The sequence below is a fragment of the Nocardia colli genome, from assembly GCF_008704205.1.
Classification (GTDB): domain Bacteria; phylum Actinomycetota; class Actinomycetes; order Mycobacteriales; family Mycobacteriaceae; genus Nocardia; species Nocardia colli.
Map to the genome: position 1 here is coordinate 1 of NZ_VXLC01000010.1, position 20349 is coordinate 20349.

Annotated in this window: 26 protein-coding genes; 14 read left to right on the forward strand and 12 right to left on the reverse strand. The window is 68.7% G+C overall.

Features of this window, described 5'->3' with window-relative positions:
• Positions 1-268 precede the first annotated feature (268 nt).
• Positions 269-1174, forward strand: a complete 906-nt coding sequence (locus tag F3087_RS20870; RefSeq protein ID WP_150403707.1) for a type IV toxin-antitoxin system AbiEi family antitoxin domain-containing protein — start codon at positions 269-271, stop codon at positions 1172-1174.
• Complete coding sequence (locus F3087_RS20875) at positions 1168-2100, forward strand: nucleotidyl transferase AbiEii/AbiGii toxin family protein (RefSeq protein WP_150403708.1); 933 nt, start codon at positions 1168-1170, stop codon at positions 2098-2100. Before F3087_RS20870 ends, F3087_RS20875 begins: the two co-directional genes overlap by 7 nt.
• A gap of 51 nt (positions 2101-2151) precedes the next feature.
• Here the strand turns inward: F3087_RS20875 and F3087_RS20880 are convergent, their stop codons facing one another.
• Both F3087_RS20880 and F3087_RS20885 read right to left on the reverse strand, forming a co-directional pair.
• Positions 2152-2958 (reverse strand): LLM class flavin-dependent oxidoreductase, encoded by an 807-nt coding sequence (locus F3087_RS20880; protein ID WP_223885241.1) that lies wholly within the window; start codon positions 2956-2958, stop codon positions 2152-2154.
• Positions 2955-3221: an SHOCT domain-containing protein gene (locus F3087_RS20885; RefSeq protein ID WP_150403709.1), complete on the reverse strand. Its 267-nt coding sequence runs from the start codon at positions 3219-3221 to the stop codon at positions 2955-2957. The genes F3087_RS20880 and F3087_RS20885 overlap by 4 nt, the downstream gene beginning before the upstream one ends.
• Before the next feature lie 123 nt (positions 3222-3344).
• Here F3087_RS20885 and F3087_RS20890 point away from each other — a divergent pair, with 123 nt between their 5' ends.
• Positions 3345-3992, forward strand: a complete 648-nt coding sequence (locus tag F3087_RS20890) for a vWA domain-containing protein (RefSeq protein WP_191094081.1) — start codon at positions 3345-3347, stop codon at positions 3990-3992.
• On the opposite strand, the gene F3087_RS20895 is transcribed toward F3087_RS20890, so the two are convergent.
• Together F3087_RS20895 and F3087_RS20900 are read right to left on the reverse strand one after the other, a co-directional pair.
• Entirely contained in the window at positions 3993-4658 is a 666-nt protein-coding gene (locus tag F3087_RS20895; protein ID WP_150403710.1) for a response regulator transcription factor, read from the reverse strand.
• 8 nt (positions 4659-4666) lie between these two features.
• Complete coding sequence (locus F3087_RS20900) at positions 4667-6115, reverse strand: sensor histidine kinase (protein WP_223885242.1); 1449 nt, start codon at positions 6113-6115, stop codon at positions 4667-4669.
• A gap of 291 nt (positions 6116-6406) precedes the next feature.
• Between F3087_RS20900 and F3087_RS20905 the strand changes: the two genes are divergently transcribed.
• Both F3087_RS20905 and F3087_RS20910 read left to right on the forward strand, forming a co-directional pair.
• Positions 6407-7309, forward strand: coding sequence for an ABC transporter ATP-binding protein (locus F3087_RS20905; protein ID WP_150403711.1), 903 nt, complete (start codon positions 6407-6409; stop codon positions 7307-7309).
• Complete coding sequence (locus tag F3087_RS20910) at positions 7306-8157, forward strand: ABC transporter permease (protein ID WP_150403712.1); 852 nt, start codon at positions 7306-7308, stop codon at positions 8155-8157. The genes F3087_RS20905 and F3087_RS20910 overlap by 4 nt, the downstream gene beginning before the upstream one ends.
• Positions 8158-8201: 44 nt before the next feature.
• Here F3087_RS20910 and F3087_RS20915 read toward each other — a convergent pair whose 3' ends face one another.
• Positions 8202-8804 (reverse strand): TetR/AcrR family transcriptional regulator, encoded by a 603-nt coding sequence (locus tag F3087_RS20915; RefSeq protein ID WP_150403713.1) that lies wholly within the window; start codon positions 8802-8804, stop codon positions 8202-8204.
• A 111-nt stretch (positions 8805-8915) separates the two neighbouring features.
• Between F3087_RS20915 and F3087_RS20920 the strand changes: the two genes are divergently transcribed.
• The 3 genes from F3087_RS20920 to F3087_RS20930 all read left to right on the forward strand — a co-directional run bounded on the left by F3087_RS20920 (position 8916) and on the right by F3087_RS20930 (position 10483).
• On the forward strand, positions 8916-9563 hold the full coding sequence (locus tag F3087_RS20920) for an FMN-dependent NADH-azoreductase (RefSeq protein ID WP_150403714.1): 648 nt from the start codon (positions 8916-8918) through the stop codon (positions 9561-9563).
• A 1-nt stretch (position 9564) separates the two neighbouring features.
• A complete protein-coding gene (locus tag F3087_RS20925; RefSeq protein WP_150403715.1) occupies positions 9565-9885 on the forward strand; it encodes a DMT family transporter in 321 nt (106 codons plus the stop codon).
• A gap of 157 nt (positions 9886-10042) precedes the next feature.
• Positions 10043-10483 (forward strand): OsmC family peroxiredoxin, encoded by a 441-nt coding sequence (locus F3087_RS20930; RefSeq protein ID WP_150403716.1) that lies wholly within the window; start codon positions 10043-10045, stop codon positions 10481-10483.
• Positions 10484-10543: 60 nt separating this feature from the next.
• On the opposite strand, the gene F3087_RS20935 is transcribed toward F3087_RS20930, so the two are convergent.
• From F3087_RS20935 to mhuD, 4 genes are all read right to left on the reverse strand, one after another.
• On the reverse strand, positions 10544-10999 hold the full coding sequence (locus F3087_RS20935) for a hypothetical protein (RefSeq protein WP_150403717.1): 456 nt from the start codon (positions 10997-10999) through the stop codon (positions 10544-10546).
• A 35-nt stretch (positions 11000-11034) separates the two neighbouring features.
• The gene (locus F3087_RS20940; RefSeq protein ID WP_396897573.1) at positions 11035-11811 is read right to left on the reverse strand and encodes a CbtA family protein; all 777 of its coding nucleotides are present in this window, start codon (positions 11809-11811) and stop codon (positions 11035-11037) included.
• A 32-nt stretch (positions 11812-11843) separates the two neighbouring features.
• Positions 11844-12038 carry a CbtB domain-containing protein gene (locus tag F3087_RS20945; RefSeq protein ID WP_150403719.1) on the reverse strand — a complete coding sequence of 65 codons (195 nt, stop codon included), beginning with the start codon at positions 12036-12038 and terminating at the stop codon, positions 11844-11846.
• Positions 12039-12299: 261 nt separating this feature from the next.
• Positions 12300-12614 carry a mycobilin-forming heme oxygenase MhuD gene (mhuD, locus tag F3087_RS20950; RefSeq protein WP_150403720.1) on the reverse strand — a complete coding sequence of 105 codons (315 nt, stop codon included), beginning with the start codon at positions 12612-12614 and terminating at the stop codon, positions 12300-12302.
• A gap of 93 nt (positions 12615-12707) precedes the next feature.
• Here mhuD and F3087_RS20955 point away from each other — a divergent pair, with 93 nt between their 5' ends.
• Complete coding sequence (locus F3087_RS20955) at positions 12708-13466, forward strand: alpha/beta fold hydrolase (RefSeq protein ID WP_150403721.1); 759 nt, start codon at positions 12708-12710, stop codon at positions 13464-13466.
• An 82-nt stretch (positions 13467-13548) separates the two neighbouring features.
• Here F3087_RS20955 and F3087_RS20960 read toward each other — a convergent pair whose 3' ends face one another.
• Complete coding sequence (locus F3087_RS20960) at positions 13549-14445, reverse strand: HhH-GPD family protein (protein WP_150403722.1); 897 nt, start codon at positions 14443-14445, stop codon at positions 13549-13551.
• Positions 14446-14535: 90 nt separating this feature from the next.
• Here F3087_RS20960 and F3087_RS20965 point away from each other — a divergent pair, with 90 nt between their 5' ends.
• Positions 14536-15159, forward strand: a complete 624-nt coding sequence (locus tag F3087_RS20965) for a carbonic anhydrase (RefSeq protein ID WP_150403723.1) — start codon at positions 14536-14538, stop codon at positions 15157-15159.
• A 122-nt stretch (positions 15160-15281) separates the two neighbouring features.
• Positions 15282-15971, forward strand: coding sequence for a hypothetical protein (locus tag F3087_RS20970; RefSeq protein WP_150403724.1), 690 nt, complete (start codon positions 15282-15284; stop codon positions 15969-15971).
• 25 nt (positions 15972-15996) lie between these two features.
• Here the strand turns inward: F3087_RS20970 and radA are convergent, their stop codons facing one another.
• Both radA and F3087_RS20980 read right to left on the reverse strand, forming a co-directional pair.
• Positions 15997-17409, reverse strand: coding sequence for a DNA repair protein RadA (gene radA / locus F3087_RS20975; RefSeq protein ID WP_150403725.1), 1413 nt, complete (start codon positions 17407-17409; stop codon positions 15997-15999).
• A 129-nt stretch (positions 17410-17538) separates the two neighbouring features.
• Positions 17539-18267 carry a hypothetical protein gene (locus F3087_RS20980; RefSeq protein ID WP_223885243.1) on the reverse strand — a complete coding sequence of 243 codons (729 nt, stop codon included), beginning with the start codon at positions 18265-18267 and terminating at the stop codon, positions 17539-17541.
• A gap of 344 nt (positions 18268-18611) precedes the next feature.
• Between F3087_RS20980 and carD the strand changes: the two genes are divergently transcribed.
• From carD to ispF, 3 genes are read left to right on the forward strand one after another with little or no spacing between them, the layout of a single operon-like run.
• Entirely contained in the window at positions 18612-19100 is a 489-nt protein-coding gene (carD, locus tag F3087_RS20985; protein ID WP_011206964.1) for an RNA polymerase-binding transcription factor CarD, read from the forward strand.
• 2 nt (positions 19101-19102) lie between these two features.
• Positions 19103-19828 (forward strand): 2-C-methyl-D-erythritol 4-phosphate cytidylyltransferase, encoded by a 726-nt coding sequence (gene ispD / locus F3087_RS20990; RefSeq protein ID WP_150403726.1) that lies wholly within the window; start codon positions 19103-19105, stop codon positions 19826-19828.
• A gap of 23 nt (positions 19829-19851) precedes the next feature.
• Positions 19852-20319, forward strand: coding sequence for a 2-C-methyl-D-erythritol 2,4-cyclodiphosphate synthase (gene ispF / locus F3087_RS20995; protein ID WP_150403994.1), 468 nt, complete (start codon positions 19852-19854; stop codon positions 20317-20319).
• The last annotated feature ends 30 nt before the right edge of the window (positions 20320-20349 follow it).

Here is a 20349-nt window from a genome sequence, read left to right on the forward strand (position 1 = left end):
AGACGCCAAGTTCACCTTCACCGGCAAGACAAAACTCACCAAGGCCGACGACAAGGGCGACGAAAAGCCCGAGGTCGTCCTGACCGGCGCCGCAGAAGGCACCGCGGCGGAAGCCTCCGGCGAGTAAAAGCACTACCCGAAAAGGCCCGCCTCTCAATGGGAGGCGGGCCTTTTCGTTCTCGAGCAGATGCACATAAGGTAACCAGGCAATCGTAAAAAATATCATTAACACTGATATTATTGCTCCGAGAGATGATATTATTGGTGCATGTCTGACGAGCAGCTACTCGACCTCGCCGACCTGGCGGAGGGCCAGTGGGGCCTGCTCACCACCGGCCAAGCCGTCGCCAGGGGTGTCACCCCCATGCGGCTCAAGCGCTACGCCGACCGGGGGGTGCTGGTCCGGCTGCGTCACGGTGTGTACCGCCTCGCGGGCGCTCCTGAATCCCCGCTCGAAGCGCTTCGCGCGGAATGGCTTGCGCTGGAACCCAAACGAGGCGCCGCAGACCGGCTGAATGACCCGGTGCCGGTCGGTGTGGTCAGTCATCGCTCGGCCGCGGCCCTGCAGGACCTGGGCGACCTCGACGCCGACGTCCACACATTCACTGTTCCTCGGCGGCGCAACAGCAGTCGCACTCCTGAACTCTCCTTCCGCGTCGGCACCCTCGAGCGTTCCGACTGGCACCGTGTCCAGGGCTTGCCCGTCACCCGCCCACTGCGCACCGTCGTGGATCTCGCCGCTGCCCACACCGACGGCGGTCACCTCGCCACCGTGGTCCGAGACGCGATCCTCAGTGGGGATACCACCTCCCGCCAGGTCGCCGACGCTCTGCGCCCATACGCCCACCGCTACGGCCAGCGCCCCGGCGATGGTGCCGGACTGGTCCGCGATTTCATCGTCGAGGCCGGCATTCCTGCCTCCGCCATCGATATGGCGACCATCCATGCCGCAATGCCCTCGATGCCGTCGACCCAACTCGACGGCATCAATGCGGCCGCGATCAGCGCTCTGACCTCCACTCCTGAGTGGGCAGATCTTCTCGCGGAGATCCGCGATATGGTCGCCCGCAACTTCAGCCCGACACCGAACCTCGCCGCTGAGCCAGCAGCCGTGTATGAGACCGAGGACCGCCCGGCCGAAGGTGCTACCTCGAACGGCGAGGCACCATGCTGAACCAACCCCGCCGATCGGCGTCCGCCTTCCGGATGTCGCTCAACGCCAAGGTCAAACAGGTTGCGCGCGCCACCGGTCGACCAGCCACCCAGCTCCACCGCGAGTTCTACCTACTCAGATTTCTCGGGCGCGTCTTCGCCGACGTCGGCAGCCCCTGGGTACTCAAAGGCGGCAGCGGCTTGCTGGTACGCATTGCCGACGGCGCTCGCTATAGCCGCGACATCGACATCCTGCGGATCGACGTCGACGCAGATCAAGCCGTGACCGAACTTCAGCAGCTCTGCGCCACGCCCAGCGATCTCGATCCGTTGACCTTCGAGGTGCGCCGAGGAAAGAACGACCCCGCCACTGCGCACAGCGCACAATTGGTGACCACGGTCTATTACGGCGCTACTGAACTCCACCATTTCCCCATCGATCTCTCGATCAGGCCTACCCTGGCGTCCGATGTCGACCAGGTCGAACCGGCAACGCTGCTCGAGCTCGACAACTTCGCCGACCTTCCGCCGTTTCGCTGCCTTTCCCTGGCCGATCAGATTGCGGACAAGATCGCCGCGATGTATGAAGTCCACGGACCTAATGCCACGCCGTCGACTCGCTGGCACGATCTGGTCGACCTGCTGCTCATCATCGACAGGTTCCCCATCGATGCGGCCGAAACCATACGGGCACTTCGGATTCAGCAGCAACGCCGTGATCACCTGACCTTGCCCGGTGTCGTCACCAGGCCTGGATCCGGATGGGATGCGGGCTACCCGCGAGAAGCCGCCGGTACCTCGTTGCCGCCAGACCTGCACGGCCTCGACGCCGCGCTGGTCGCGCTCGCAGGGTTTGCCGATCCGCTTCTAGACGGAACCTTGTCTACCGGCACCTGGAACCCTCGCGCCGGGCGGTGGGATACCACCGCATCCAACGAGACTTATTGACTTCACTGCCAGCTCTCCGGTGCCGACCCCGCGCCGGCACCGGAGCGCCGGTCAGTGATCGGCGGTCGCGAAGCGGGCGAGTACGGGGGCGAAGGCTTCGGATAGTTCGCCGGGGATGATCACCTCGTCGATTCCGTATTTTTCCCTGCGGTTTTCGAGCACCTCTGCGGCGGCGGATGGGTCGGCGTCGAGGACGCCTGCCGCGCCTGCGGTCCGCAACTCGTCGATGGTGAGGCCGAGGCGGGTGCTGGTCCAGTACGGGAGCCGGTCGCCGATGCCGATCAGCTGGTGGCTGAACGGGATGTCGCGATCGGTGTGGTCCCGGACGACGCGGACCATGTCGGCCAGCTCTGCCTCGGTTACTCGCGGCCCGGCGGCGAGCAGGATGCGATCGGCGAATTCCGCTGCGGCGGCGAGCATTCGCGGGCCGCTGGCCGCGACGACGACCGGCGGGGGCGGATCGACCTGGGCGCGCACCGCTGCGATGGTGCCGGCCAGCTGCGCCCGGCGTTCGGCCGCGGAACCCCAGGGCATGCCGAGGCGTTCGGCCTCGGAACTCGCCTCCGGCCGGCCCGAACCGATGCCGAGCTCGAACCGCCCGTCCGAAAGCAATTGCAGCGCAGCGGTTTCCCGGACCGTGGCGGCGGCGGTGCGCAGCGGGACGGCAAGCACGTTGGGCCGCAACCGAACCGTGCTGGTGACCGCGGCCGCCGCGGCCAGCGCCGGGAACGGCGACGGCGTGTTCAACGTGTCCGGCAGCAGGATCGTCCGATAGCCCCGCTGCTCGGCATCCTTTGCCGCGCTTGCCCATTCGGCCCCGGAACGCGGGGTGACGACAATGCCGAATTTCATGCTCATTTGACCGGCCGCCGCGGCTCGCGCAGCACGGCGAGCCGGCTGCGGTACTGGTCCTCGGTGATCTCGCCGCGGGCGAAGGCGGTGCGCAGGGCGCCGACGCCGCTGTCCCGGCCGATGAACCGGCGCCGCGCGAAGAACGCCAAGGTGAGGAAGGTGATCCAGAACAGCAGCGGGAAGATCCAGAAGAACGGCCAGGGATGCCAGCCGCCGTCGTAATGGTCGGCGAGGAAGGCGATCGCCTCGGGGTGCGTGGAAATGTTCATGCCGAAAGCCTGCGCCGCCGACCCACCCCCGGACATCGGTCGCGCGGCGCTGCTTGCCGTACGCCGCGGCGCGTATACGGGGGTACGTTGGATGGGGTTCATCGAACCGACCGGGGGTAGCTCATGACCAATCCAGACCTGACCTTGATAGCCGTACTGCTCGACCGTTCCGGGTCGATGCAGTCGATCAAATCCGACACCGAGGGCGGCTTCAGCGCCTTCATCGACGAGCAGCGCAACGTGCCCAAGACGATCGAGGTGACGCTGGCGCGCTTCGACACCGAATACGAGTGCGTCTACGCCAACCGCCCGCTCGCCCAGGTGCCGCCGCTGGACCTGCATCCGCGCGGCATGACCGCGCTCTACGACGCGGTGGGCCGGCTGGTCACCGACGTCGGTGCGGAACTGGCGAAGCGGCCGGAAGCCGAACGCCCGGGCACGGTCATCGTCGTGGTGCTCACCGACGGCCACGAGAACTCCAGCCGGGAGTGGTCGCACACCGCGGTGAAATCGCTGATCACCCAGCAGCAGGACGTCTACAACTGGAACTTCCTGTTCCTCGGCGCGAACATGGACGCGGTCGCGATCGGCGCCCAGATGGGCTTCGACCCGAACAACTCGATCACCTATGCCGCTGCGCCGCAGGGTGTTTCGGGAGTGTTCCGGGCGGCGTCGGCCAGCTCGGCCCGGCTGCAGACCGCCCGGCCCGACGCGCTGCGCCGCGGATTCACCGACGCGGAGCGCGAACAGGCGAATCCGGGCGGCGCGTAGCTACTGCCAGCCCGGGCGCACCACGCCGGATTCGTAGGCCATGACGACCAATTGGGTGCGGTCGCGGGCGCCGAGTTTCATCAGGATCCGGCTGACGTGCGTGCGGGCGGTGGCGGGGCTCATGAACAGCCGCTCGCCGATCTCGGCATTGGTGAGCCCCTCGGCGACCAGCACCAGCACCTCGCGCTCGCGGTCGGTGAGCTCGGAAAGCGTTGCGGGCGGCGGGGTCTTGGCGTGCGCGGAGAATTCGGCGATCAGGCGGCGGGTGACGCCGGGGGAGAGCAGCGCGTCACCGGCCGCGACCACGCGGACCGCGCGCACCAGGTCGGCCGGTTCGGTGTGCTTGACCAGGAACCCCGTCGCGCCGGAGCGCATCGCCTCGAAGACGTACTCGTCGAGTTCGAAGGTGGTCAGCACGACCACCTTCACCTCGGCCAGCTCGGCGTCCTCGGCGATCATCCTGGTCGCGGCGAGGCCGTCGAGGATCGGCATCCGGATGTCCATCAGCACCACGTCGGGGGTGAGGCTGCGGGTCATCCGCACGGCCTGTTCGCCGTTGTCCGCCTCGCCGACCACCTCGATGCCGTCCTGGGCTTCCAGCAGCGCCACGAAGCCGCCGCGCACCAGCGCCTGATCGTCGGCCACCAGGACCCGGATGTCGGTCACGACGCCTCCTACTGCGCCCCGGGCGCGCTGGACTGCTGCGCCTTGTCGCCGGGCCGGATCTGCCGTACGTTGTCGGGGCGGACGGTGTCCTCGGTGCGGCTCGGCGCGGGCCTGCGCTCGCTCGGTTCCATCGGCCGCAACGGCAGTCGCGCCGCGACCCGGAATCCGCCGCTCGGGCGCGGGCCCGCGGTGAGTGCGCCGCCGAGCGCGTGGGTGCGTTCGCGCATGCCGATGATTCCGTTGCCGCCGCCGGTGCCGGTCCTGGTCACCGGTGCGGTCGGGCGGGCGTTGTCGACGGTGATGTCGACCGATTGCGCCGCGTAGCGCACGCTCACCGTGGCTTCCGCGCCCGGCGCGTGCCGCACCACATTGGTCAGCGACTCCTGGATGATGCGCGCGGCCGCCACGTCGATCACGCTCGGCAGCTGCTGCGGCGCACCGATGATCTTGGTGCTCACCGACAAGCCGGCCGCGCGGGCGCGCTGGAGCAGGGTGTCCAGGTCGCCGATGCTCGGTGCGGGATTGCGCGGCGCCGCCGGTCGCGTCTCGGGTTCGGCGGATTCACCGCCGGCCCGGTTCGAATCGTCGTCCGAAACACGTTCGGCGCCAGCGGAATTGCGTCCACTCCAGCCGCGCGGGCGACGCCGGCTGGGCGCGGTCTGCTCGACATCGCTGAATTCGTCTTCGGCACCGGCGGATTCGCCCGCGACAGTGCCGCCGGTGCGGATCGAGTGCAGCAGCGTGTGCACCTCGGCGAGCGCGTCCCGGCTGGCGGTCTTGATCGCGTCCAGCGCGGAGGCGGCCTGCTCGGGCTTTTTGTCGAATAGCTCCAGCGCCACCGAGGACTGCACGTTGATCAGCGAAAGGCTGTGCGCCAGTACGTCGTGCAGCTCGCGGGCGATGGCCAGGCGCTCCTCGCTGGCCCGCCGTTCCCGCTGCGCCTCCTCGTCGCGGCGCGCGGCCTCGGCGCGTTGCCTGCGCGCCTGCAACACGGCCTTGCGCTGCCGAATGCCCTCCACCACGCACAGCAGCACGGTGAGCCAGGCCATCAGCGCGAAGATCTGCCACACGTTGGCGCCGCGGCCGAACAGCGCGGGCACCGGCCAGACCAGCACGAGATAGCCGATCGGCACGAGCGGGTAAGTCCACCAGCGGGATCCGGAGCTCGCGGCGGTCAGGAAGGCGATCACCAAGGAGAAGAAGATCGGCCCGTAGCCGTAACCGAGCGCCAGGTAGGCCATGCACGCGGTGAGCGCGACGAGCAGCACCGGCACCGGCCGGGCCCGCCGCCAGATCAACGCCACCGGCCCGGCGAGTAGTAGCAGGTAGCCGAGGACGTCGAGCGAATTGTCACCCATCCTCTGATTCGCGAATGTGCCGCCGACGATCTGCAGCGCGGCGACCACCAGCGCCACACCCCAGTCCCATCCGAGCGAGCCTCGACTCGAAATGCTCATCCGCCTCTCCGCGTATTCAGGCCAGACACAAGTGCCGAGTCAGTGACGTCGGCGGCCGGCGGTTCCCTTGTGCGCGAGTTAGCTCGTGCCCGGCGAGTTACCCATGTACATGCGAAATCAGTTGTTGTGTTCACAGACAGTAGCGTCTTCGACGCCTTCACGACCGCTGTCGTGCCGCGCCTGTTTCGACCATAACGACCGCGCGGACGTCAGTCGTCGTCCGCGGTACGTACACCGAACGTCGCCGCGCGACGGATGTGGCGGACCTGGTCGGCAGCGGATTCTCGGTGCATGACAGATTCGATCGTGGTCACCCGAGGGTTGACCAAACGCTACGGCGCGCACACCGCCGTCGACGCTGTGAGCATGAGCGTCGCGGCCGGTGAGATCTACGGGTTCCTCGGTCCGAACGGCGCGGGCAAGACGACCACGCTGCGCATGCTGGTCGGGCTCATCCGGCCCAGCGACGGCACCGCGACGGTGGCCGGGCACGCGCCGGGCGATCCCGCGGTGGTCCGCCGGATCGGCGTGCTCATCGAGGGTCCGGGCTTCTATCCGTACCTGTCCGGCCGCGACAACCTGCGAGTACTCGCGAAATACCGTGGCATCGGCACCGCCGAGGTCGAAGCGGCACTGGTCCGTGTCGGCCTGGCCGGCCGGGCCGACGACAAGTTCCGCACCTATTCACTCGGGATGAAGCAGCGGCTCGGCGTCGGCGCCGCCCTGCTCGGCGGGCCGGACCTGCTGATCCTGGACGAGCCGACCAACGGTCTCGACCCGCAGGGCATGGCCGAAATGCGGGAACTGATCACCACTCTCGCCGCCGACGGGCACACGGTGCTGCTGTCCAGCCACATGCTCAGCGAGGTGCAGGAGATCTGCGATCGGGTCGGCGTGATCTCGCAGGGCAAGCTGCTGGTGGAGTCGACGGTGGCCGAATTGCGCGGCGCCTCATCGCTTCTGCTGCGGGCCGAACCGATGGAGATCGCGTTCCCCGCGGTGCGCGAGGTGGTCGGCGAGCGGGCCGCGATGCTGACCTCGAGCGGCATCCGGATCGAGGCGGGCAACGGCACCGCGCCCGCGGTGGCCCGGGCGGTGGTCGCGGCCGGCGCCGATCTGCTGGAACTGCGAATCGACGAAAAGTCCCTGGAAGAAGTGTTTTTCGAAATGACTCAGCTGGAAGTGGCGAAATGACCATCAACGACCTGTGGGCGAGCACGAAGGCGGAGGCGCTGCGGCTGCGGAAGTGGCCGGCGTTCTGGATCATCCTCGGCACCTGGATCCTGTTGAACCTCACCTTCTCCTATCTGTTCAACTATCTCGCCTACACCTCGGGCGAGTCGGGCCGAATGTCGAACGGCCTGCCGAAAGACGCGCTGCTGCACCAGATGCTGCCCGCGGCGGTGCCGGAGGTGTTCACCCAGGGCATGGCGATGTTCGGCGGCGCGCTGATGCTGGTGCTCGGCGCGCTGACCACCGGCAGCGGATATGGCTGGGGCACTTGGAAAACCGTGTTCACCCAGGGGCCGTCGCGGATCAGCGCGGTCGGCGGGGTACTGGTGAGCCTGGTGGTCGTGGTGGCCGGGCTGGTACTCACCGCGTTCGTCGTGGACATCGGGGTGGCGTCGCTGATCGGCGCGACCCAGTCGCAGACGTTGGCGCTGCCGTCTCTGCAGCAGTCGGCGCTCGGAATCCTCACGGGGATCGCGATTCTCGGCATGTGGACGTTGGCGGGCGCGCTGATCGGCACCATCGCCCGCGGTCCGGCGCTGGCCGTCGGTCTCGGCCTGGTGTGGGTGCTGGTGGTGGAGAACCTGCTGCGCGGCGTGGCGTCCATCTTCTCGCCGATCGCGGTGATCACCGACCACCTGCCCGGTACCGCGGCCGGTTCCATGGCGGGGGCGATGCGGACGGTCGGCGCGGGAACGCCCGGTGTGCTCGACATTCTGTCCCGCACCGAGTCGCTGATCATGCTCGGGAGCTACATCGCGCTCTTCGTGGCGGGCACCTTGTGGCTGATGCGCCGGCGCGATCTGGTGTGAGCGGCTGGTGCTGAAAGCCGTTGGCGGACAAACGCCGACGGCTTTCAGCGCGTCTTGCCGAGGATAGAGTGGGCGAGGTCGCGCAGGGCATCGGCGATCTGTGCCGAGGTCAGTCCGCGGCTGCGCTGCTGCTGGTAGATTTCGGCGCCCAGCGGCGCGAGCAATGGATCGACCAACGCGTCCGGTTCCCGAATGTCGCCCGCCAGCAACAGCGCTCGCACATGAGCGAACCAGAACCCGTACGACCCCGTCGCGAACCGCGCCCCGCCGATTTCCGCGCCGAGCACCAAATCGGCGTGCGCGTCCAGCAATTCGACCATCGCGGCGTAGAACGCGGCCAGCCGTTCCGCGGGTGGCGCTCCCGGCCCGAGTGGCGGTTCACCACCGATCAACTGCGCCTGCAATGCCCGTTCGTGTTCGTCGAGCAGGGCGACGGCGATCGAATTTGTATCCGGGTAGCGGCGATACAGCGTGCCGCGGCCGACACCGGCCGCCTTAGCGATGTCGTCCATCGTCACCGTGCGCGGGTCGCGGCTGGCGAACAGCTCGGCCGCCGCGGCGAGCACCTTGGCCCGGTTGCGCGCCGCGTCCGCGCGTTCCGGCGGGGCCGCCGTCTGCCCGCTGAGCAGATCCATGTGCCTGGTCATGCCGCTGACTGTACCCGAGTTCAACGGTAAGTGGACAACGTGTCCAGTTGTCGATACAGTCGATCCCGTCAGTAAATGGACGCTATGTCCAGTTCATTCGAGAGGTTCGTCATGACAACGTTGCTGCACCTGGACGCGAGCGCCCGTACCCGTTCGATCAGCCGCGAGGTGAGTGCCGTCTTCGCCGACGCGTGGCGGGTGCACAACCCGGACGGCAGCTACCGCTACCGGGACCTCGCGGCCGATCCGGTGCCGTTCATCGACGAGGCGTGGACCGAGCTGTGCGACGCGGTGCTCGCGCAGGCCACCACGGATCTTGACCGATTGGGTGAGCTGGTGCGCACGCCGGAGCAGGCCGCGGCGTGGGCGATCGTCGAGCCGCTGCTGGCCGAGGTGCTGGCCGCGGACGTCATCCTGATCGGCACCCCGATGTACAACTACTCGATTCCGGCCGCGCTCAAGGCCTGGCTGGATCAGGTGACCTTCCCGCGAATGTCGTTGGGCCACCGCCGTTTCGTCGTCGCGACCGCCCGCGGCGGCGCGTACTCGCCGGGTGCGCCGAAGGCCGCGTACGACTATCAGGAGCGCTACCTGCGCGACTTCTTCGCGGGCCATTTCGCCGTGTACGACACGGTTTTCGTCAACGCCGAGCTGGCCAATGCCCGGCAGGATCCCGCGCTGGCCCACCTGCGCGACAAGCACGACGAGTCGTACGCGCTCGCCATCGAGTCCGCACGCAGTCTGGCAAAGGAGTACTGAGATGAACTGGGTTGTCCTCGGCATCGCCGGGCTGGTCGAGATCGTCTGGTCGCAGAGCATCAAACCGACGGAGAACTTCACCCGCCTGTGGCCGACCGTGCTCTGCTTCGTGCTCGGCGTCACCGCGGTGTACCTGCTGTCCAGGGCCATGCAGACGCTGCCGGTCGGCACCGCGTACGCCATCTTCACCGGCATCGGCGCGGTGGGCGCGATCGGCCTCGGCATCGTGTTCAACAAGGATCCGCTCAGCGCGGGCCGGGTGTTCGCGCTGTCGTTGATCATCGGTGGCATCGTGCTGGCCCGGGTCACCAATCCCGAGTGACCCGATGCGGCAACGCTTTTCGTGCGAGCGGTCGGGTGGCGAGCCCATCCGCCACGCCGCCGGCCTTGCCAATACGGCGCTCTAGTCTGACCTCGAGACGTGCGGGGGTCGGCTGGCTAAGCTCGGGCTGCATCCAATAATCAGCGAAAGGACCGTGATGCCTACACGTACCGCGCGTACTGCTTGGACCGGCACTCTGCAGGAGGGGTCGGGACAGGTCGAGCTGGCCAGCTCCGGCGTCGGCAAGTACGACGTGTCGTTCCCGAAGCGTTCGGCCGATGACGCCGACGGCACCACCAGCCCGGAGGAGCTCATCGCGGCGGCGCACTCGTCCTGCTACGCGATGGCGCTGTCCGCGCAGATCGGCAATGCGGGCGGCACCCCGGAGAGCCTCGACGTCAGCGCCGACGTGACCCTCGGCCCGGACCCGGCCGGCGGCTTCCGGATCAGCGGCATCAAGCTGACCGTGCGCGGCAAGGTCTCCGGCATCGACGCCGACGCGTTCGCCGCGGCGGCCGAGGCGGCCAAGGCCGGCTGCCCGGTCAGCAAGGCCCTGTCCGGCGTCGACCACATCCTGCTGGACGCGGCCCTCGCATAGTTGCTTGGTTCCCCGCACATCCCTCGGGTGTGCGGGGAGCCATGTACTGGTGCGAAATGTTCAGGCCCGGCGGAAAAATCGGCGGGCGGCCGGGTGATACATCGCGGGGATCGCGATCAGCACCGCGACCACGTGGATCGTGCGGAACAGGCCGATCACCACGGATTCGATGCTGAGGTGCGCGAACAGGTCGCCGAACCGGTCCGCGGACAGCAGCGCCGCCAGCGGTTCGATGATCAGCGACAGCAGGCCGATCACGCCGATGCCGAAGGTCAGCAGGAGCCGGGCCCAGCGGGCGCCGTGCGTCATCCGGATCGCGACGAGGAGCACGACCAGGTAGATCCCCAGGCGCACAGTGAGTCCGGTGGCCAGGCCGGCCACGTCGACCTCGTCGCGCTCCAGCAGCAGCGCGGACTGTTCGATGGCCTCGGCCACCCCGGCCAGAAGCGCGACCACCAGGCCGGCGAACGCGACGAGGACAGGGCGCGGTGGTTGCGCAAGGGCAGTGCCGGTCATGACACCGACACTGCCCCTCGTTTCGCGGATGCGGATCAGCCCGCGGTAGCGATCGACTCTCGTACCGGAGTATCACTGCGCGTGGCGAATTCGCTGAGCGCGGCGAAGCCGAGGGCCAGGCAGGCCCACAGCGTCGCGGTCTCACCGAGCGAGGCCGCCCGGAACTGCCACAGCAGCGCCGCCGGGAAGTCCGCCTTCACCTCGTTGACGCCGGGCAGCAGCACGTAGCCGGCGATGGTGACCAGAACGAACGCGGCCACCCCGCCGATCAGTCGCACGGTGCTCAGCTGGCCGCGCAGCAGCTTGTAGACGTACACGCCGATGCCGACGGCCGCCAGGCCGAGCAGTACCGCGGCCACCCAGAGCAGGGTGCGCTGATTGATCGTCTCCGGATCACCCACCGCGGGCGGGTTCGCCGGATATTTGAAGAACGGCACCGCCACGATCGCGGCCCAGCCGCCGAGCCCGAGCGCGAGCGCGAGCTTCGGCCCGGACAGCGTGCTGTAGCGCCGGGCGAAGTTCGCGACCGAGGCGAAGATCGCGCCGAGCGCGAGACCGGCCAGGCCGAGTGCGAGGAACTGTCCCGCCTTCTGCCCGGTGCGGCTCACCAGGGGCTCTTCCTCGTCGCCGTGCGAATGGCCGCCGCTCGCCTCCGCTTCCGCGCCGGGCGCGTGCTCCGCCGCCGCGGAATTGGCTTCCTCGATGGCGATGGCGGCATTGATCTTCGGTTCACCGACGAAGAAGCCGACCGACGCGGCCAGCAGACCCGCGATGAGACCGGCCAGCAGGCCACGCAGCAGCAAGGCCTTCAAGGAACCGGTCAGGGGAAGTGCATCGGGTGAGCTCAGTGGCACGGAAGCCCCAGCAGGTGGCGTCCGTCATGCATCAGCTCGTGCATGTACATCCCGCTGCGCGAGATGACGCCCTGGTCGAAGCCGACCAGGTACAGCGTGAGCAGTGCGAGTAGAACGACACCGACTGTGACGAGCACAGTGGCCAGAGTTTCGTTTGCCCGGCTCGGCGAATGCGCGATAGCCATGCGGTCCTCCTAGGGATGCGCGTCCCGTCGAATGGGGTGCGAAGATGCCGGTGTCTGGCTTTCCGGCACCCAGGGACTCGGTGCATGGAACACAGTGGCGCGACCGCTCCGGATTTTCACCGAATTACCGCATCACCCTCGCGTTTTGTCATTCGAACTGTGACACCTGGAGGCACCCGACGTCAACACGACCGGCACGGTCGCGCCCCGGCGTCGGGCGAGTCGCCGGGCCGGTTGGCCCGCCCGGCGCGGGTGCTCACGTCAGCCCGCGGGCTTGGCCGCCACGTCCAGCACGACCTCGAATTCCAGCAGCGACGCACCGGTGGACACCGGCTTCTGCCGCTCGCCGGCGTGCGCCTCGCGGGCCGGGCCGTCCCGCCACGCGGTGAACGACTCTTCCGAATCCCACTGGGTGACAACGAAGTACCGGTTGTCCCCGGCGACCGGCCGGAGCAGCTGGAAACCGAGGAAACCCGGTGAGCCCTCCACCGCGTGCGCCCGGTGGGCGAACCGCTTCTCCAGCTCGGGGCCCGCGCCCTCGGGAACCTCGATCGCGTTGATCTTCACAACAGCCATGCGCTCGACAATACGACCCGCGAGCGAGTGCCCGGTATGGGCCGTATCGGGGGTTGTGCGCACCTGTCGGCCCGGCCCGGCAGAATCGGCGGGGTGTTGCATGACGAAGGCGGAGCGGGCGTGCCGATCCTGCTGTTGCACGGGCTGATGGGCAGCGCCCGGACCTGGCACGACCAGCTGGACTGGCTGCGCGACTACGGGCACGTCTACACCTTCGACGCGGCCGGGCACGGCAGGCCGGCGCCGGACGAGCTGACCACCGAGGCGTTCGTCGCCGATCTGGCCGCCGCGACCGCGGGCATCACCGAACCGATGGTGGTGATCGGGCATTCGATGGGCGCGCTGCACGGCTGGGTGTTCGCCGCGACGCACCCCGATCGGGTGCGGGCGCTGGTGATCGAGGACATCGCCCCGGATTTCACCGGCCGGACGGCGACCGACTGGGCGGCGATGATCGAGGCGTGGCCGCAGCCGTTTCCGGACGCGAACGCGGTGCTGAAGTTCTTCGGGCCGGTCGCCGGGCGGTACTTCCTGAACTCGTTCGAACACGGGCCGGACGGGTATCGGCTGCACGGCTCGGTCGCCACGTTCCGCGACATCTCCGAGGAATGGGGGAGTCGCGACTTCTGGCCGCAGTGGCACGCCATCCGGGTGCCCGCGCTGCTGCTCGAGGGCGAGCACACGATCACCCCGCCCGGCCAGATGCGGCAGATGGCCGAGACGCATCCCGACGCCGAGCATGTACTGGTCCCGGGCGCGGCCCATCTCGTGCACGACGATCAGCCCGAGCGGTACCGCGCCGCCGTCGAACGCTTCCTCCGCCGCATCCTCGCCGAGACGCACGCTTCTTGATTTCCCGCACCGAAAATCGCACGCAATTCTCGGTGCGGGAAATCAGAAAGCGTGTGGCGCTGGGGCGTTCGGCCGCGACCGGTCAGGGGGCGTTGCCGCCCTCGCCGGCGAGCGCGAACAGGCCGTCCACGGTCTGCTCGATCAAGCCGTCCACCAGCAGCGAGTCGAGCGCGCGGGCGCGCTGGCCCGGATCACGGGGCCAGGCGAGATCGAGCCGCACCTGCTCGACCGGTCCCGTCGCGCCACGGAGCACGTCGAGCAGCCTGCCCCGCGCTTGGCGGTCGGTGCCCTCGTACTTCTGTGTGCGACGGACGATTTCGGAGACCGGACGCCCCGCCGCGACCCATGCGCAGGTCGGCAGCGGGCACCGTGAACAGTCCGGAGTGCGCGCCGTGCACACCGTCGCGCCCAGTTCCATCAGCGCGGCCGAGAACACCGCCGCACGATCGATCTGTTGCGGCAGCAGCGCTTCGGTCTCCGGCAGATCCCGCGATGACGGATTCCCGGCCTCTGCCCGCCCGTGTACGGCCCGGGCGACAACCCGACGAACGTTGGTGTCCACCACCGGAACTCGTTGCCCGTAGGCGAAACACGCGACCGCCCGCGCCGTGTACGCCCCGATTCCTGGCAGGCCGAGCAGCACGTCCACATCGGCGGGCACCTCGTCGCCGTGCTCCGCGGCCAGCACCCGCGCGCATTCGTGCAACCGCAGCGCCCGCCGCGGGTAACCGAGCTTGCCCCACGCGCGCAACACCTCGGCCTGCGAGGAGGCCGCCATGGCCGAGGGCACCGGCCAGCGCGCCACCCACTCCCGCCAGATCGGCTCGACCCGGACCACCGGGGTCTGCTGCAACATGATCTCGCTCATCAGGATCTGCCACGCGGTGACCTCGCGGCGTCGCCACGGCAGGTCGCGTGCGGTCTCCGCGTACCAGTCGAGCAACACGTCGGCATCGATGCTGTTCGGTGCTTTCCTCACGGTTCCTGTCCTATTGCCGCCGGCCGGTATTTGCCGACCCGTAACCAAACGAACTGGCTGGTAACACAAGCCTTGTGCACAATGGTCGGTATGCCTGATTCAAATCCGGTCACTGCCTGGAAGTCTCTGCGCGAAGGCAACGACCGCTTCGTCTCCGGTGCGCTGCAGCATCCTAGCCAGGGCGCCTCCGACCGAGCCAAGCTCGTCAGCGGCCAGCATCCGTCCGCGATCCTCTTCGGCTGCGGTGACTCCAGGGTCGCCGCCGAGTTGATCTTCGACCGGGGGCTCGGCGACATGTTCGTGGTGCGCACCGCGGGCCACGTCGTGGACAGCTCGGTGCTCGGCTCGATCGAGTACGGGGTGGAGGTGCTGAATGTGCCGCTGATCGTGGTGCTCGGGCACGACAGCTGCGGCGCGGTGAAGGCCACCATCGATGCGCTGGACGGCGGCGAAGTACCGGGCGGATTCATCCGCAGCGTCGTCGAGCGGGTCACGCCGTCCATTCTGATCGGCCGCCGCGAGGGCCTGTCCACCGTCGACGAGATGGAGGCCAGGCACGTGGTCGAGACGAGCCGGTTGCTCATGCAGCGATCGATGATCATCTCGCAGCGTGTCGCGGCCGGCGAATTGGCGATCGCCTGTGTCACATACAAACTCGCCGACGGACAGGTGAAGTTGCAGCGTGTCGTCGGCAACATCGGCGAGCTCGCCTGAGCCGTCCGGGTCGGTGTCAGCCCAGCGTGCGGGCCGGAATTGGATCGCCACGATCGCGTAATCCGGACCGACACGCCGGGCGTATGAGTCGTCGCGCCCGGTCGTGCCCTTACCGTTGAGGCGTGCTGGAACCGAATGGACCGCTGCCACCGGAGATCTATTGGCGTCGACGCGCATTGGCGATCGGTGCCCTGGTCGTCGCGCTGGCGCTGGTCATCTGGCTCGTGCTGACGGTCTCGCGCGGCGGTGACTCGCCCGGTGACTCGAAGCCCGTCGCGGCCGGTTCGTCGTCCGTGACGCCGAGCAAGCCCGCCGACGCCTCGACCACCAAGGCGGCGGGCCCGGCCGAATCCAGCGCCGCGGCGTCGCCGAGCGTCGCCTCGACCGCCTCGAACGAGCCCGCGGTGGGACCGGGGCAGTGCGCGGATCAGTCGCTGGCGATCAAGATCAGCGTGGACCAGCCGACCTACAAGGTCGGCGAGCAGCCGAACTTCCGCTTCGTCATCACCAACATCTCCAGCTCGGTCTGCCAGCGGGACATGAACCTGGCGCAGATCCAGGCGTCGGTGCTGTCGCTGGACGGTCAGCGCCGATTCTGGACGAGTTCGGATTGCTCGCCGGTCGACGAGTCGAACCAGCGGAACCTGAAACCCGGTGAGCAGGCGCTGTTCACGGTGCGCTGGTCGGGCACCACCTCGCAGCAGGGCTGCGTCGGTGAGCGGGTGCCGGTGCCCGCGGGGGCGTATCAGGTGATCGCGCAATTCGGTTCGCTGCACAGCTCGCCGGAGCCGTTCAACCTGACGCCTGCCTGAGCCCTCCCGGATTCGGCCGGGCCGATCAGAAATCGGGTGCCACTTCCTTCTCTTCCTTCGGCGCGCGCCGCTTGCGCGTGCCGGTGATGCGGATGGCCGAGCGCACGTCGGCCACCTCGTGGATCTTCATGCCGCCGCGTTTGAGCGGGGTGTAGCCGGGCGGCACCAGCGCGGTGGTGAAGCCGAGCCGCTCGGCCTCGGCCAGCCTGCGTTCCAGCCCGGTCACCTTGCGTACCTCGCCGGCCAGCCCGACCTCGCCGAGGATCACCCAGCCCGCCGGAATCGCCACCTCGGAATTGGCGCTGGCGATGGCGAGCGTGATGGCCAGGTCGGCCGCGGGCTCCAGCAGCCGCATGCCGCCCACCGTCGCCGCGTAGACGTCGGACTTGCCGAGGAACACCTTGCCGCGGCTCTGTAGTACGGCCAGCACCATCGCCACCCGGTTGTAGTCGAGCCCGCTGACCGCGCGGCGCGGATTCGGGATCTCGGTCTCCACCGTCAGCCCCTGCACCTCGGCCACCAGCGGCCGCTTGCCGTCCATCGCGACCGTCACCGCGGTGCCCGACACCGAATCGGTGCGGTGGTGCAGGAACAGCCCGGACGGGTCGTCGACGCAGGCGATGCCGTCCTCGTGCAGCTCGAAGCAGCCGACCTCGTCCGCGCTGCCGAAGCGGTTCTTCAGGCCGCGCACCATGCGCAGCGAGGAGTTCTTGTCGCCCTCGAACTGCAACACCACGTCGACCAGGTGTTCCAGGGTGCGCGGGCCCGCGACATTGCCGTCCTTGGTCACGTGCCCGACCAGCAGCACCGCGATGCCGCTCGCCTTGGCCAGCGAGGTCAGCGCGGAGGTCACCGCGCGTACCTGGGTGACGCCGCCGATCACGCCGTCCACCTCCGGCGCCAGCATGGTCTGCACCGAGTCGACCACCAGCAGCGTCGGCTGCACCTGCTCGACGTGCCCGAGCAGGACGGAGAGATCGGATTCCGCGGCGAGATAGACCCGTTCGTGCACCGCGCCGGTGCGGTCGGCGCGCAGGCGCACCTGTCCCGCCGATTCCTCCGCGGTGACGTAGAGCGCCTTCGCGTCGTTCTGCCTGGCCCAGCGGTGCGCGACCTCGAGCAGCAGGGTCGACTTGCCGACGCCCGGCTCGCCGGAGAGCAGCACCACCGAGCCGGGGACCACGCCGCCGCCGAGCACCCGGTCGAGCTCGCTGACCCCGGTCGGCTTGGCCCTGGTGATCTGCGAGTCGATGGTGGAGATCGGCGCGGCGGCGGTGCTCGGGAGCATCGCGCGCCGGGCGGGCGCGCCCGCACCCGTCGGCGCGACGGCTACCTCGTCGACCGTGCCCCACGCCCCGCAGTCCGGGCACTTGCCCACCCACTTGGCGACCTCGTGCGTGCAGGCGGAGCACCGGAAGATCGACTTGGTCTTGGCCACACGCGCACCTTACGTACCGCGTCCGACAAAACCCGCCCGTCCAGGCCCGCAGACGGCGCGTGGCCGGGAAAACGAACGGCTGCCACATCCAGCAGGTGTGGCAGCCATCTCCGTAAGGGGGCTAGACGCTCAGTGTCCGCCCTTGTGCTCGGCCTCGGTCGCGCCGGACTTGTCCGACTCCTGCCGGGCGGTGGCAGCGCCCGCGTCGACCGGCACCTGGACCTGGACGGTGCCGTTCTGCTTGAAGTTGAACGCCACGTTGTAGGTCAGGCCCGGGGTGATGTCCTTGGTCAGGCCGGTGATCTCGATCAGGATCGGGCGCGCCTCGGGATCGACGGTGGCCTCGGCGACGTCGGCGTGGTCGGCGCCGTGCGCGTCCGGCTTGGCCGAGGTCGGGGCGGCCGAACTGGTCGGCGCGGCGTGCGCGTCGCCCGCGGGTGTCGCGGCCTTGACCGGCTTGGTGGCCGCGACCACGGTTTGCTGGGGGGACAGCTCGACCGTCGACTTGCCGGCCGCCGGGGTGATCTTCACGGTGCCGAGGTCGGTGGTCAGGCTGGTCAGCTCGTCCGGCACGGACGGGCTGTTGTTGATGATGGACAGCGCGATGATCGCCTTGCCGCCCTTGGTGTTGTTGTATTCGGTGCCCTGGGCGGGGAAGACGATGTGCACGTTGCGCAGCGCGACCTTGCCGATGTCGGCGTGGTTGCCGTTGATCGCGGCCACCTGGTCCGCGGTCTGCGAGATCTGGCCCGAGCTACAGCCGGTCAGCGCGATAGCCGCGCCGGCGGCGAGTGCGGCAACCGGCACCATGCGACGTCGCGCCTTCTTCAGGGCGGTCACAGCTTTCAGGGCAGTCACGGGTTGTCCCTCCATGTCGACCGGGCTCATCTCCGTAAGGAGAGTAATAACTAGGCAGCGTAGTAGTTCCCGCTACGGACCGGGAGCCGGGGCTCGCGACGCGCGGGTCGGTTGGTAACAGATCGGTCGAGCATCGGCGGATCGCGAACGCACTGCCAGCTCAGGTCGGGGGGCCGGGACGGGGGCAGTGCGGGGAGGTAACCCGTTCTGGCACAACGTAATGCACACCGACCCCGTTCTGTCAAGCCCCACCGCTACCTCGTTGTGGCCCTGACCTGCACAGTTGATCGCGCCGTTACCGAGTCGCATGTTAAACTGTGAACATCGAAAGGGGCACGGGACACATGATTTTTAAGGTCGGAGACACCGTCGTTTACCCCCACCACGGAGCGGCGCTGATCGAAGCTATCGAGACTCGCACCATCAAGGGTGAGCAAAAAGAGTATCTGGTCCTGAAGGTCGCCCAAGGCGATCTGACTGTTCGGGTTCCCGCTGAGAATGCTGAATACGTCGGCGTACGTGATGTCGTCGGCCAGGAAGGTCTCGATCGAGTCTTCCAGGTATTGCGCGCGCCGCACACGGAGGAGCCGACCAACTGGTCCCGCCGTTACAAGGCCAACCTGGAGAAGCTCGCCTCCGGCGACGTGAACAAGGTGGCCGAAGTCGTCCGCGACCTGTGGCGTCGTGAGCAGGATCGTGGCTTGTCCGCCGGTGAGAAGCGGATGCTCGCCAAGGCCCGGCAGATCCTCGTCGGTGAGCTCGCGCTCGCCGAGGGGACCGATGACGGCAAGGCCGAGACGCTGCTGGACGAGGTCCTCGCCGCGGCTTCCTGACCGTGAACAAACTCGACAACGGTGCTCGTCTCACCGACGGAACCGTCGTTGCTCTGGTGCCTGCCGCCGGTCGCGGCGTCCGCCTGGGTGAAGCCACACCCAAGGCGTTCGTCCCGGTCGGCGGCAGCCCTATGGTCCGGCTCGCCGTCGAAGGTTTGATCGCCTCCGGCGCGGTCGACCGGATCATCGTTATGGTTCCCGCCGAATTCGTCGAGAGCGCCGTTGCCCTGCTGCCGCCCTCGGATTCGGTACACGTGGTCGTCGGCGGCGCCGAACGCATCGACTCGGTGCGGGCAGGTCTCGCCGCCGCACCCGAGGCCGCCTACTACCTCGTGCACGATGCCGCACGGGCGCTCACCCCGCCCGCGCTCATCGCCCGGGTCGCCGCCGAGTTGCGCGCCGGACATCTCGCCGTGGTCCCCGCGCTTCCGGTCGCCGACACGATCAAATCCGTCGACGCGGCCGGCGCGGTCACCGGCACGCCGGATCGCGCCCAGCTCCGCGCCATCCAGACCCCGCAGGGCTTCGCGGCCGGACTGCTCCGCTCGGCCTACCTCGCCGACGGCGTCCAGGCCACCGACGACGCCGGGCTCGTCGAACTGCTCGGCGCGCAGGTGCACACCATCCCTGGCGACCCAATGGCTTTCAAGATCACCACTCCGCTCGACCTGTTGCTCGCCCACGCGGTGCTCGACGGCGCGGACCTGCGCCGGGCGGTGGCTCAATGACCGAGCGCAGCGCGGTGGCGAATATGCGCGTCGGCATCGGCAGCGACGTGCACCCCATCGAACCCGGCCGCCCCTGCTGGATGGCCGGGCTGCTCTTCGACGGTGACGACGGCTGCGCCGGCCACTCCGACGGCGACGTCGCCGCCCACGCGCTCTGCGACGCACTCCTGTCCGCCGCCGGACTCGGCGACGTCGGCGCGGTCTTCGGCACCGGCCGCCCGGAATGGGCGGGCGTCTCCGGCGCCGCCATGCTGAAGGAAGTGCGCAGGCTGCTCGACGAGGCCGGCTTCGAGATCGTCAACGCGGCGGTCCAGGTGATCGGCAATCGACCCAAGATCGGCCCGCGCCGGGCCGAGGCCCAGCAACTGCTCGGCGAGCTGCTCGGCGCCCCGGTCTCGGTTTCCGGCACCACCACCGACGGCCTCGGACTGACCGGCCGCGGCGAGGGCATTGCCGCCATGGCAACCGCCCTGCTGCAATCCTGTCGCTGACCCCGCTCCGACGGACCCGAGCCGGTCCGG